We start from the raw sequence: 11,335 nt of genomic DNA on the forward strand, positions 1-11,335 counted from the left end.
ATGGCCCGCAACTCCATCGCCCTGCGGCTGGCGCTGATGTTCGCCGTGGCGGCGTTCGCGGCCCTCGCGCTGATCGGACTGGTGCTGCACCAGGTGCTGGGCCACGAGCTGCGGCGCCACCAGCGCGAGGAAATCGGCGGGCAGTTCGAGGGCCTGCAGTACATGCTGGTCCACAGCCGCTCGCCCCAGCTCGCGGCGCACGTGCGCGAGCGGCTGGACAGCCTGGCAAGCTCCAGGGACACCCACTTCTGGCTCTGGAGCGAGGACCCGGCCTTCCGCTATGGCGATGCACCGGCCGGGGTGGCCGACGCCACGCGCGGCGCCGCCGGCATCGTCAGCCTGCGCACCGGCAGCGGTGCCGAACAGCAAACGCTGCACGTGCTCGGGCGTGTGCTGCCCGCCAACGAGGTGCGGCCGGCCGTGCAGCTGATGGTGGGCATCGATGCGCGGCCCTTCAACCGCACCCTGCGCGCCTTCGAAACGGCGCTGCTGCTGGTGACCGTGGCCGGTACCCTGCTGGTGGCGGCGCTCGGCTACTGGATTGCCCGGCTCGGGCTGCGGCCGGTGGCGCGGCTGTCGGCCGATGCGCAGCGCATCGGGCCGGACAGGCGCGGCCAGCGCCTGGACCTGCCGCGCCTGCCGCGCGAACTGGCCGACCTGGGCGCCTCGCTCAATGCCGCCTTCGACCGGCTCGACGCCGCCTACCGCCAGTTGGAAACCTTCAACGCCGACGTGGCGCACGAGCTGCGCACGCCGCTGGGCACGCTGATCGGCCAGACCCAGGTGGCGCTGGCGCGCGAGCGCGAGGCCGGGCAGTTGCGCGGCGTGCTGCAGTCAAACCTCGAAGAGCTGGAGCGGCTGCGCGCCATCGTCGCCGACATGCTGTTCCTGGCGCGCGCCGAGCAGGGCGAGCGGGCGCGCATGCTGGTGGCCGCCTCCATCGCGCAGGAGGTCGGCAAGACGGTGGAGTTCCTCGACCTGCTGCTGGACGACGCCGGCGTGGCGGTGCGGGTGAGCGGCGACCTGGTGGCGCCGATCGAAACCTCGCTGTTCCGCCGCGCCCTGTCCAACCTGCTGCACAACGCCATCCAGCACTCCAGGCCCGGCGCGGCCATCGAGGTGCGGATCACGCAGCAGCAGGGCGCGGCCGTGGTGGCCTTCTCCAACGCCAGCGCGCCGATCGCGCCGGCGCAACTGGAGCGCCTGTTCGACCGCTTCTACCGCGTGGACGCCGCCCGCGCCAACAGCCACGAGAGCCACGGCCTGGGCCTGGCCATCGTCAAGGCCGTGGCCGCGATGCACGGCGGCACGGTGTTCGCGCGTTCGGAGGGGGGCTTGACGACGGTGGGGTTCAGCGTGGCGCTGGACAGCGCCCCGGCTTAGAACAAGAAGTAGCGCTGCGCCATCGGCAGCACGCTGGCCGGCTCGCATGTCAGCAACTGCCCGTCGGCGCGCACCGCGTAGGTCTGCGCGTCGATCTCCATCACCGGCGTGGCGCCGTTGTGCACCAGGTGCTGCTTGCGCACCTGGCGGATGTTCTTGACCGCGCTGAGGGTCTTGGCCAGGCCGAACTTCTCCTTGATGCCGTGGCCCAGGGCGGCCTGCGAGACGAAGGTGAGCGAGCCGCGCGCCACCGCACCGCCATAGGCGCCGAACATCGGCCGGTAGTGCACCGGCTGCGGCGTGGGGATGGAGGCGTTGGGGTCGCCCATGGCGGCCATGGCGATGAAGCCGCCCTTCAAGATCACCGAGGGCTTGACGCCGAAGAAGGCCGGCTTCCACAGCACGATGTCGGCCCACTTGCCGACTTCCAGGCTGCCGACCTCGTGGCTGATGCCGTGGGCAATGGCTGGGTTGATGGTGAGCTTGGCCACGTAGCGCTTGGCGCGGAAGTTGTCGTTGCGCGCGCTGTCCTCGGGCAGCTTGCCGCGCTGCTGCTTCATCTTGTGCGCGGTCTGCCAGCAGCGCAGGGTGATCTCGCCGACGCGGCCCATGGCCTGGCTGTCGGAGCTGAACATGCTGATCGCGCCCAGGTCGTGCAGCACGTCTTCCGCCGCGATGGTCTCCTTGCGGATGCGGCTCTCGGCGAAGGCCAGGTCCTCGGCGATGGCCGGGTCCAGGTGGTGGCAGACCATGAGCATGTCGACATGCTCGTCGAGCGTGTTGACGGTGTAGGGCATGGTCGGGTTGGTGGACGAGGGCAGGAAGTTGCTCTCGCCCACCACGCGCAGGATGTCGGGCGCATGGCCGCCGCCCGCGCCCTCGGTGTGGAAGGCGCAGATGCCGCGGCCCCGGGTGGCGGCGATGGTGTTCTCGACGAAGCCCGATTCGTTCAGCGTGTCGCTGTGGATCGCCACCTGGGTGTCGGTCTCGTCCGCCACCGACAGGCAGTGGTCGATGGCCGAGGGCGTGGTGCCCCAGTCCTCGTGCAGCTTCAGGCCGATCACGCCGGCGTCGATCTGCTCGCGCAGCGCCTCGGGGCGGCTGGCATTGCCCTTGCCGAGAAAGCCCAGGTTCATCGGGAAGGCGTCGGCCGCCTGCAGCATGCGCGCGATGTTCCACGGGCCGGGCGTGCAGGTGGTGGCGAAGGTGCCGGTGGCCGGGCCGGTGCCGCCGCCGAGCATGGTGGTGGTGCCCGCGGCCAGCGCCTCCTCGATCTGCTGCGGGCAGATGAAGTGGATGTGGCTGTCGATCGCGCCGGCGGTGACGATGCTGCCCTCGCAGCTCAGGATCTCGGTGCCCGGGCCGATGACGATGTCCACGCCCGGCTGCGTGTCCGGATTGCCGGCCTTGCCGATAGAGGCGATGCGGCCATCCTGGATGCCGATGTCGGCCTTGACGATGCCCCAGTGGTCGAGGATCAGCGCATTGGTCAGCACCAGGTCCATCGCGCCGCTGGCGTTGGTGCGCTGCGACTGCGCCATGCCGTCGCGGATGGTCTTGCCGCCGCCGAACTTGACCTCTTCGCCGTAGCTGCCGGCGCGCAGCGTGTAGTCGGCCTCGACCTCGACCAGCAGGTCGGTATCGGCCAGGCGCACGCGGTCGCCGACGGTGGGGCCGAAGATTTCCGCATAGGCGCGGCGTCCGATGGTGGCCATGGGATCTCTTCCGTTTACTATGAAAACTATAGCTATAAGCCCAGGTAAAATATGGGCTACAGGCCTTTTTCCTTCAAATTTGCAGCCTACAGCTGCCCCTGGACCAGACCGCGAAAGCCGTACACCACGCGCAGGCCGGCATAGTCCACCAGCTCCACCGTGCGCTGCTGCCCGGGCTCGAAGCGCACCGCCGTGCCCGAGGCGATGTTCAGGCGCATGCCCTGCGCGGCGGCGCGGTCGAAGTCCAGCGCGCCATTGGTCTCGGCAAAGTGGTAGTGCGAGCCGACCTGGATCGGCCGATCCGACGCGTTCTTCACCAGCAGGGTGACAGTGCGGCGGCCGGTGTTGAGGGCATGCTCGCCCTCGTCGACGATGAGTTCGCCGGGAATCATGCCCGCCCCTCTCAGGCCATGCGGGTCAGCAGCGCCGCGCCCAGCAGCGCCACGCCGGCACCGGCGATGCGCGGCAGCCAGGCGTTGGCGTGGCGCAGCGCCCATCCCAGCGCAATGCCCCCCAGGTGCAGCAGCAGCGTGGCGCCGAGCATGCCGGCCAGGGTCAGCGCGGCATCCGGCGCGCCGGCCAGTTCATGGCCATGCGCCACGCCGTGGAATACCGCGAATACGCCGACCAATGCCGCGGCCGCGAAGCCCGGCAGGCGCCAGCGCGTGAGCACCAGCAGGCCCAGCACCAGGAGCGAGGCCGCGATCATCGGCTCCACGCCCGGCAGTTGCACGCCCGCCAGCCCGGCCAGCGCGCCCGCCAGCAGCATGGCGGCGAAGCCCAGCGGCGCCCACAGCAGGTCGGGCCAGGCGCGGCGCGCGGCCAGCGCGCTCCACAGCCCCACCGCCAGCATGGCCGCCAAGTGATCGGCGCCGGTCAGCGGGTGCAGAAAGCCGGTGGCAAAGCCGTGGTGGACGCCACCGTCCACACCGGTATGGGCCAGCGCCGCCAGCGGCAGCGCACTCACGAAGGACAGCAGGGCCACGCGGGCGGAACGGATGCGGGACATGGGAAGAATCCTTGAAAAAAAAGGGATCAGGCGATCGGCTGGTGCACGGTGACCAGCTTCGTGCCATCCGGGAACGTCGCCTCGACCTGGATGTCCGGGATCATCTCGGGCACGCCCTCCATCACGTCGGCGCGGGTCAGCACCTCGCGGCCCTCGCTCATGAGCTGGGCCACGGTCTTGCCGTCGCGCGCGCCCTCCATCACGGCAGCGCTGATCAGCGCCACGGCCTCCGGATAGTTGAGCCTGAGCCCGCGCTCCTTGCGGCGTTCAGCCAGCAGGGCGGCGGTGAAGAGCAGGAGCTTGTCTTTTTCGCGGGGCGTGAGTTCCATGCAGGAAGCCTCGGGCAGATCATCGGATTGGTGAGCAACGATGGTAAAGCAGGAAGCCTGCCAAGTAGGCGCTGCGGCGCGCGGCATCCGGCATATGCCGGCCCCTACATCGCCCAGACGCGCGGCCGCGTCGGCGCCAGGCCCCAGCAGGCCTCGCGCCAGGCGGCGCGCACCTGTTGCGCCAGTTGCATGGCCGGCTCCACCACCGGTGCCAGGATGCGCACCACGACCAACCGTGTGTCGGGGCTGGTGGCGCCGGCGGTCTCGCGCAGGGAATGGGCGTCGATCACGGCGCGCGCGGCCTCCAGCATGCGCTCGCGCGCCTCGCGCGGCAGCGCGGTGCCGCTGGCCAGGAAGACCGAGGCCATGCAGCGGTGGCCGGCCAGGCCGAGCGGTGAATCGAGCAGCAGCGCATCGTCCGCCGCGATGGCGCCGCGCTCCAGCCAGACGCCGGGCATCTCCAGGTGCTGGAGCAGGCGGCCGCGCAGGAAGGGCTTGCGCGCATGCGGCAGGCCGAAGGCGCTCAGGTCCCAGCCGATGAGCTGCGACCCGGGTTCCAGCTCCATGACCAGGCGGTTCTCCGCCAGGCAGCCGTCGTAGCACAGCGCCTCCAGCGGCAGCCATTCCAGGCGCGCGCCCCGCTGCAGGCGGATGCGCGTGCGCTGCACCGCGGTCTCGCCCTGCGAGCGGTAGAAGCGCGTGGCCCCCGGCGTGGTCAGCAGCCCGTGCGCGCCGGGGGCGGCGTCCACGCGGATGTCCAGCACGTCGCCGCCGACCAGGCCGCCCGGCGGGTGCACCAGCACGTTGTGGCAGATGCCCGGGCCTTCGGGGTGCAGGCTCTGCAGGATGCGCAGCGGCCCGTCGTGCAGAAAGTGCGCGGTGGTGCGCGGCTGCCCGCCCTGCAGGGCGTGGCGGTAGTTCAGATCGAGTCGGGCGTGCCAGGGCATGGGGCGCGCAGTGTCACGGGGCGCCCACGGCCGCCACGGAAGCACCGCGCGGCGAACCCTGCACGATGTCGAAGCGGAACAGCCGGCATTCGATCGGGCCGTTCCACATCGGCACCCGGCGCGACTCCTTCAGCCGCATGCGGCCCGGCAGCTTGAGGTCGGGTGTGAGCATCCAGGCGCTCCAGCCGGCGTAGTGCTTCTTCCAGTGCGCCGCCAGTTGGGCAAAGAAGTCGCCGCCGTCATCGGTGTGGGCGGTCTCGCGTCCGCGCCCCGGTTCTGCCGCTTCCCGCTCGCGCCCGGCGGGCTGCCGGTAGAGATCGCGCGAGGTGCGCACCGCATTGCGCCCGGCGATCCCCCCCGCCTCGATCCGCTCGCCATAGGGTGGGTTCAGCAGCATCATGCCGCGCGCGGCCGGCGGCATGCGCTGCAGGGCGTCGCCGCCACGGAACTCGATGGCGTGCGCCACGCCCGCGCGCTCGGCGTTGCGCTGGGCGAAGTCGACCATGCGGTGCGAGACGTCGCTGCCGAAGATCGGCACGGCGGGCTCGGTGACGGCGGCGCGCGTTTCCTCGCGCAGGCCGGCCCAGACGTGCGGCTGGAACGGCAGCAGCTTCTCGAACGCGAAGCGGCGCAGCAGCCCGGGCGCGACGTTGCAGGCGATCTGCGCGGCCTCGATCGCCACCGTGCCGCTGCCGCAGCAGGGGTCGTACAGGGGCAGCGCCTCGAAGCCCTCGGCCTCGCCGTCGGCCCAGCCGGTGGCCGCGATCATGGCCGCGGCCAGGGTTTCCTTCAGCGGCGCGTCGCCCTTGTCCTCGCGCCAGCCGCGCTTGAACAGCGGCTCGCCCGTGGTGTCGATGTAGAGCGTGGCGGTGTCGGTGGTCAGGTGCAGGTGCACCCGCACGTCGGGCCGCTGGGTGTCCACGCTGGGCCGCTCGCCGCGCTTGTGGCGGAAGCGGTCGGCAATCGCGTCCTTGACCTTGAGCGCCGCGAAGTTCAGGCTCTGCAGCGGGCTGTGCTGGGCCGTGACCTCGACCTTGAAGGTCTGGCGCGTGGTGAACCAGATCTCCCAGGCGACGTCGGAGGCCGCGGCGTACAGATCGTTCTCATGGCGGTAGGGCGTGAGCGAGAGCTGCACCAGCACCCGCTGCGCCAGCCGGCTGTGCAGGTTGAGCAGCATGGCGTCCTGCCAGGAGGCGCGCAGCAGCGCGCCGCCGCGCAGGGTCTGCAGGTCCATGCCCATGAGGCCGGTCAGCCGGTGCACCTCGTCGGCAAGAAAGCCCTCGACGCCGGCGGCGCAGGGGAGGAAGAGTTGGATCTGGTTCATTGGAAGCCCCCAAGAATAAGGGGTGTGTCGGCAAGCCGCAGGGCGCGCTGTGCGCCACGGCGGCGGGAAGCGCTACAGCGCTTTGCGCAGGTTGGCCGGCGCGATGCGCAGCGCCTCGCGGTACTTGGCCACGGTGCGGCGCGCGCATTCGATGCCCTGCTCCTTGAGCATCTCGGAGATCTGGCTGTCCGACAGCGGCTTCTTGGCGTTCTCGGAGGCGACGAACTGCTTGATCAGCGCGCGCACGGCGGTGCTCGAGGCATTGCCGCCGGTCTCGGTGCCGAGCGCCGAGCCAAAGAAGTACTTCAGTTCGAAGGTGCCGTGGGGCGTGGCCATGTACTTGGCGGTGGTGACGCGGCTGATGGTGGATTCGTGCAGGCCCAGTTCGTCGGCGATCTCGCGCAGCACCAGCGGGCGCATGGCCAGTTCGCCGTGTACGAAGAAGTTCTTCTGCCGCTCGACGATGGCGTTGGAGACGCGCAGGATGGTGTCGAAGCGCTGCTGAATGTTCTTGATGAACCAGCGCGCCTCCTGCAGGCGCTGCTGCAGCGCGGCGCTGCCCTCGCCCTTGTGCTGGCGCAACGCGCTGGCGTAGATGTCGTGCACGCGCAGGCGCGGCATGACCTCGGCATTGAGCTGCACCTGGAAGCGCACCTGGGTGCCGCGCCCGATGCGGCGCACGATGACGTCGGGCACGACGATGTTGCGCTCGACGTCGACGAAGCGGCGCCCGGGCTTGGGCTCGAGCCGCGCGATCAGCGCCATGGCCGCGCGCGTGGTGTCCTCGTCGGCACCGCAGGCGGCCATCAGGCGCTTGACGTCGCGCCGTGCCAGCAGTTCCATGGGCTGGGCGCAGATCGTCAGCGCGGCCGCGAGCACCTCGGGGTCGGCGGCGTCGTCGTCCTCGGAATCCTGCAGCGCGCGCAGTTGCAGGGTCAGGCACTCGCGCAGGTCGCGCGCGCCGACGCCGGCCGGATCCAGGTGCTGCAGCAGGCGCAGGGCGACGGTGAAGCGGTGCACCAGTTCCTCGACCTCTTCGGCCTGTTCCTCGCCATGGCCTGCCAGTCCGAGCGCGAGCGAGGGCAGCGAGTCTTCCAGGTAGCCGTCGTCGTTGAGCGATTCGATCAGGAAGCGCAACGCGGCGCTGTCCTCGGGCGAGAGCCGCAGCGCCAGCGCCTGCCGGTGCAGGTGCGACTGCAGCGACTCCTGGCTGCGCGCGAGTTCGGTGGCGTCGACCTCGCCGTCTTCGCCCAGGTTGTTCTTGCGCGCGGGCGCGTCGCCGCCCCACTCGCTGTCATCGGGCGCGACGTCGACGCCGCCGTCGCCCTCCCAGCCGGGCTCGTCCAGGCGCTCGCCTTGGGACTCGCCCTCGGATTGCAGGTCATTTGTGGCGGAAGCCGAGGTACTGTCTTGGCTTCCAGCTATAGAAAATGTAGCATCTTCGCCCGCCGGGCCGTCTTCCAGCGCCGGCGTGTCGGCCTGCGCCAGGCCGAACTCCTCGCGCGCGGCCTCTTCCTGCGTCAGTTCGAGGAAGGGGTTGTCGTCGAGCATCTGCTCGACCTCCTGGCTCAGCTCCAGCGTGGAGAGCTGCAGCAGCCGGATCGACTGCTGCAGCTGCGGCGTCAGCGCCAGATGCTGCGAAACCCGCAGCGACAAACCCTGTTTCATACCGAAGCGCCACTCCCCAGGCGGCTGTGCAAAGCACAGCTCGCCGCCATCCAAGGGGCCGCCGCGCACGGCCGCCCGAAGCGGCCGGCCCGCCCCCGGAAGGGGGTTGGCGCAGACACGCAGTGCAAAGCCTGGGGGTGAACCATTACATCCTGAAGTGTTCACCCAGGTAGACGCGGCGCACGTCGGCGTTTTCCACGATCTCCCCGGGCGTGCCCTGGGCCAGCACCCGGCCGTCGCTGATGATGAAGGCGTGGTCGCAGATGCCCAGCGTTTCGCGCACGTTGTGGTCGGTGATCAGCACGCCGATGCCGCGGTCCTTGAGGAAGCCGATGATGCGCTGGATCTCGATCACGGCGATCGGGTCGATGCCGGCGAAGGGCTCGTCCAGCAGGATGAAGCGCGGCTGGGTCGCCAGCGCGCGGGCGATCTCCACGCGGCGGCGCTCGCCGCCGGAGAGCGCGAGCGCGGGCGAATCGCGCAGGTGCTCCACTCGCAGCTCGGCCAGCAGCGCGGTCAGGCGCGCCTCGATCTCAGGCTTGCCCAGTGGCTGGCCGTGCTCGTCGTGCTGCAGCTCCAGCACCGCGCGCACGTTCTCCTGCACCGTGAGCTTGCGGAAGATCGAGGCCTCCTGCGGGAGGTAGGACAGGCCCAGGCGCGAGCGGCGGTGGATCGGCAGCCGGTCGATCGGCTGGCCGTCGATCCGGATGTCGCCGCCGTCGGAGCGCACCAGCCCCACGATCATGTAGAAGGACGTGGTCTTGCCCGCGCCGTTGGGGCCGAGCAGGCCGACCACTTCACCCTTCTGCACCGACAGGGACACGTCCTTGACCACGGTGCGGCTGCCATAGGCCTTGCGCAGGTGGCGCGCCTCCAGCCGGCTGCCGGCATCGGCATGGACATGGCCGCCGGGCGCCTCGGGCCCGGCCGTCACCGCGGCGCCGCTCATTGCGGAGCCCCGTTCAACTTGGTACTGGGACGCAGCGCGGGCGCGCCGGCTGGCGCCACCGCCGGGGTGCCGGACGCGGCCGGCGTGCTGTTGGGCACGAGCACCGCCCGCACCCGGCCGCCCGGGTTCTGGGCGCTGCCGGCGGCCGGGCCGCCCTCGACGGTGGACACGTCGGTGATGTTGTTGTAGACGATGACGTCCCCGCGCACCTCGTCGTTGACGCTGCCGCCGACCAGGCGGCGCACCACGGCACGCTTGATAAACTTGACCCGGTCGGCCTTGCCGTCGTAGTCGATGGTCTCGCCCTCGCCCTCGATGAATTCGTCAGGCGCGCCCGGGGCGCTGTCGCGCTTCTGCTTGAAGTAGGCGAGCCTGCCCGGCTCGGCTGTGACGAGCCCGTACTGGTAGCCGTCGGGGTCCTGCCGCACCTCGAGCCGCCCGCCGCGGATCACGATGGTGCCCTTGGTCATCACGACGTTGCCGGTGAAGACGCTGATCTGCTGCAGGCCATCGTGCCGCAGGGCATCGGACTCGATGTTGGCGGGCTTGGTGCGGTCGGCCTTCTCGGCTTGCGCGGCACCGGCCGACAGCAGGGCGAGCATGGCGAGAAAAAGGGAAGCGAGGGGAAGTCTCATAAGGGCACGAATCTTGCAGGCATTCTAACGACGATGCAGCCCCCGCCCACGCCTGTGGGACAAATACCGCGCGATCCGGTGTCTTGCCCCCGAACCCGGCCGTATGGTGCAGGGCCAGACGACAAAGGCCCGCATGCACGGGCCTTCGTCGAGAGGGCAGAAAGCTCAGCCCTTCTTGCGGGCTTCGGCGATCAGCAGGTCGGTCACCTGCAGCGCGCGGTCCATGCTGCCGGCCATGGAGCCGTCGGTGGTGTAGAGGCCGGCGATACCCAGCGCCGGCACGCCCTCGATCTGGTACTGGTCCTGCAACTGCGCGGCACGCTTGACCTTGGCCGCGACGGAGAAGGAGTTATAGGCCTCGAGGAACTTGGCCTTGTCCACGCCCTGCTTGGCCACCCAGTCGGTGATCTGGCCGTCGCGGTTGAGCTGCTGGCGCTCGGTGTGGATGGCGGTGAAGACCTTGACGTGCAGTTCCGGGACCTTGCCCAGGGCCTCGAGCGCGTAGAAGAGTTTCTGCTGCGGCAGGAAGTCGTCGCGGAAGAACACCGGTACGCGCTTGATCGTCACGTCGGCCGGCTGGGCCTTGGCCCAGCGCTCGAAGGCGGGCTCGAAGGCGGCGCAGTGCGGGCAGTTGTACCAGAAGAACTCGACCACCTCGACCTTGCCGGCCGGGGCATCGACCGCGACCGGCTTCTTGAGCACCACATAGTCCTTGCCGGCCTTGGGCGCTGCGCCCTGGGCGCGGGCCGGGGCCGTCCACGCCAGCGGCAGCGCGGTGGCCGCCACGGCAGCGGTGGCGGCGGACAGGTTGAATTTGCGTCGGTTGAGCATGGACTGTGGTTCTCCTTGAACGGGTCTGAGGTGCGGTGCGCCGGAAAAGTTCAGCGCTGCACGCGCACCAGGGTGGAATCCATGCCGGCGACGTCGAGCCGCTCCTTCAGGCGGTCGGCCTCGTCGCGCCGCACGAAGGGGCCCACGCGCACCCGGTAGACGGTGCGGCCGGCCTGCTCGCGCTCGGTGACGCGGGCCTCCCAGCCCATGATGGCCAGGCGCGCGCGCTGGGCCTCGGCGTCCTCGCTGGTGCGAAAGGCGCCGGCCTGGATGAAGTATTCGAAGGGCTCGGCATTGCCCGGCGGCGGCACGGCCGGGCCGGCGGCCCGGGCGGAGCGGCTGGCGGCCAGGTCGCCGAGCGGATCGGCCGCTGTCTCTTATACACATCTCCGAGCCCACGAGACCGTACAGGAAATCGCGTATGCCGTCTTCTGCGTGAAAAAGGGGGGGGGGGGGGGGGGGGGGGGGGGGGGGGGGGGGGGGGGGGGGGGGGGGGGGGGGGGGGGGGGGGGGGGGGGGGGGGGGGGGGGGGGGGGGGGGGGGGG

Annotated in this window: 12 protein-coding genes and 1 pseudogene; 2 read left to right on the forward strand and 11 right to left on the reverse strand. The window is 70.6% G+C overall.

Going from position 1 to position 11,335, the window contains the following annotated elements; all coding sequences use genetic code 11:
• Positions 1–1,383, forward strand: coding sequence for a heavy metal sensor histidine kinase (locus JHD63_RS13695; RefSeq protein ID WP_198971332.1), 1,383 nt, complete (start codon positions 1–3; stop codon positions 1,381–1,383).
• Here JHD63_RS13695 and ureC read toward each other — a convergent pair.
• The 11 genes from ureC to JHD63_RS13750 all read right to left on the reverse strand — a co-directional run bounded on the left by ureC (position 1,380) and on the right by JHD63_RS13750 (position 11,101).
• Entirely contained in the window at positions 1,380–3,098 is a 1,719-nt protein-coding gene (gene ureC / locus JHD63_RS13700; protein ID WP_198971333.1) for an urease subunit alpha, read from the reverse strand. The two genes, JHD63_RS13695 and ureC, sit on opposite strands and share 4 nt — an antisense overlap.
• An 86-nt stretch (positions 3,099–3,184) precedes the next feature.
• On the reverse strand, positions 3,185–3,490 hold the full coding sequence (locus JHD63_RS13705; protein ID WP_198971335.1) for an urease subunit beta: 306 nt from the start codon (positions 3,488–3,490) through the stop codon (positions 3,185–3,187).
• 11 nt (positions 3,491–3,501) lie between these two features.
• On the reverse strand, positions 3,502–4,107 hold the full coding sequence (locus tag JHD63_RS13710) for a HupE/UreJ family protein (protein WP_198971336.1): 606 nt from the start codon (positions 4,105–4,107) through the stop codon (positions 3,502–3,504).
• A gap of 26 nt (positions 4,108–4,133) precedes the next feature.
• On the reverse strand, positions 4,134–4,436 hold the full coding sequence (locus JHD63_RS13715; RefSeq protein ID WP_198971338.1) for an urease subunit gamma: 303 nt from the start codon (positions 4,434–4,436) through the stop codon (positions 4,134–4,136).
• A gap of 104 nt (positions 4,437–4,540) precedes the next feature.
• A complete protein-coding gene (locus tag JHD63_RS13720) occupies positions 4,541–5,383 on the reverse strand; it encodes an urease accessory protein UreD (protein ID WP_198971340.1) in 843 nt (280 codons plus the stop codon).
• A gap of 13 nt (positions 5,384–5,396) precedes the next feature.
• Positions 5,397–6,707, reverse strand: a complete 1,311-nt coding sequence (locus tag JHD63_RS13725; RefSeq protein WP_198971342.1) for a THUMP domain-containing class I SAM-dependent RNA methyltransferase — start codon at positions 6,705–6,707, stop codon at positions 5,397–5,399.
• Positions 6,708–6,779: 72 nt separating this feature from the next.
• A complete protein-coding gene (locus tag JHD63_RS13730) occupies positions 6,780–8,375 on the reverse strand; it encodes an RNA polymerase factor sigma-54 (protein WP_198971344.1) in 1,596 nt (531 codons plus the stop codon).
• 145 nt (positions 8,376–8,520) lie between these two features.
• On the reverse strand, positions 8,521–9,324 hold the full coding sequence (gene lptB, locus JHD63_RS13735; protein ID WP_198971346.1) for an LPS export ABC transporter ATP-binding protein: 804 nt from the start codon (positions 9,322–9,324) through the stop codon (positions 8,521–8,523).
• A complete protein-coding gene (gene lptA / locus JHD63_RS13740) occupies positions 9,321–9,959 on the reverse strand; it encodes a lipopolysaccharide transport periplasmic protein LptA (RefSeq protein WP_198971348.1) in 639 nt (212 codons plus the stop codon). Before lptA ends, lptB begins: the two co-directional genes overlap by 4 nt.
• Before the next feature lie 165 nt (positions 9,960–10,124).
• A complete protein-coding gene (locus tag JHD63_RS13745; RefSeq protein ID WP_198971350.1) occupies positions 10,125–10,790 on the reverse strand; it encodes a thiol:disulfide interchange protein DsbA/DsbL in 666 nt (221 codons plus the stop codon).
• A gap of 50 nt (positions 10,791–10,840) precedes the next feature.
• Positions 10,841–11,101 (reverse strand): SPOR domain-containing protein, encoded by a 261-nt coding sequence (locus JHD63_RS13750; protein WP_370590509.1) that lies wholly within the window; start codon positions 11,099–11,101, stop codon positions 10,841–10,843.
• On the opposite strand from JHD63_RS13750, the pseudogene JHD63_RS13755 reads away from it, so the two are divergent.
• Positions 11,061–11,335 (forward strand): annotated as a pseudogene (locus JHD63_RS13755) (hypothetical protein); the annotation flags it as partial. The gene JHD63_RS13750 and the pseudogene JHD63_RS13755 overlap by 41 nt on opposite strands.

This window comes from Xylophilus sp. ASV27 (genome assembly GCF_016428875.1).
Lineage (GTDB): Bacteria > Pseudomonadota > Gammaproteobacteria > Burkholderiales > Burkholderiaceae_C > Xylophilus.

Excerpts from the sequence above, each read along its gene's own strand:
- JHD63_RS13710 (WP_198971336.1), bottom strand. The coding sequence starts at position 4,107 with ATGTCCCGCATCCGTTCCGCCCGCGTGGCCCTGCTGTCCTTCGTGAGT.
- JHD63_RS13695 (WP_198971332.1), top strand. The coding sequence starts at position 1 with ATGGCCCGCAACTCCATCGCCCTGCGGCTGGCGCTGATGTTCGCCGTG.
- JHD63_RS13745 (WP_198971350.1), bottom strand. The coding sequence starts at position 10,790 with ATGCTCAACCGACGCAAATTCAACCTGTCCGCCGCCACCGCTGCCGTG.
- JHD63_RS13705 (WP_198971335.1), bottom strand. The coding sequence starts at position 3,490 with ATGATTCCCGGCGAACTCATCGTCGACGAGGGCGAGCATGCCCTCAAC.
- JHD63_RS13725 (WP_198971342.1), bottom strand. The coding sequence starts at position 6,707 with ATGAACCAGATCCAACTCTTCCTCCCCTGCGCCGCCGGCGTCGAGGGC.
- ureC (WP_198971333.1), bottom strand. The coding sequence starts at position 3,098 with ATGGCCACCATCGGACGCCGCGCCTATGCGGAAATCTTCGGCCCCACC.
- JHD63_RS13730 (WP_198971344.1), bottom strand. The coding sequence starts at position 8,375 with ATGAAACAGGGTTTGTCGCTGCGGGTTTCGCAGCATCTGGCGCTGACG.
- lptB (WP_198971346.1), bottom strand. The coding sequence starts at position 9,324 with ATGAGCGGCGCCGCGGTGACGGCCGGGCCCGAGGCGCCCGGCGGCCAT.
- JHD63_RS13720 (WP_198971340.1), bottom strand. The coding sequence starts at position 5,383 with ATGCCCTGGCACGCCCGACTCGATCTGAACTACCGCCACGCCCTGCAG.
- lptA (WP_198971348.1), bottom strand. The coding sequence starts at position 9,959 with ATGAGACTTCCCCTCGCTTCCCTTTTTCTCGCCATGCTCGCCCTGCTG.
- JHD63_RS13715 (WP_198971338.1), bottom strand. The coding sequence starts at position 4,436 with ATGGAACTCACGCCCCGCGAAAAAGACAAGCTCCTGCTCTTCACCGCC.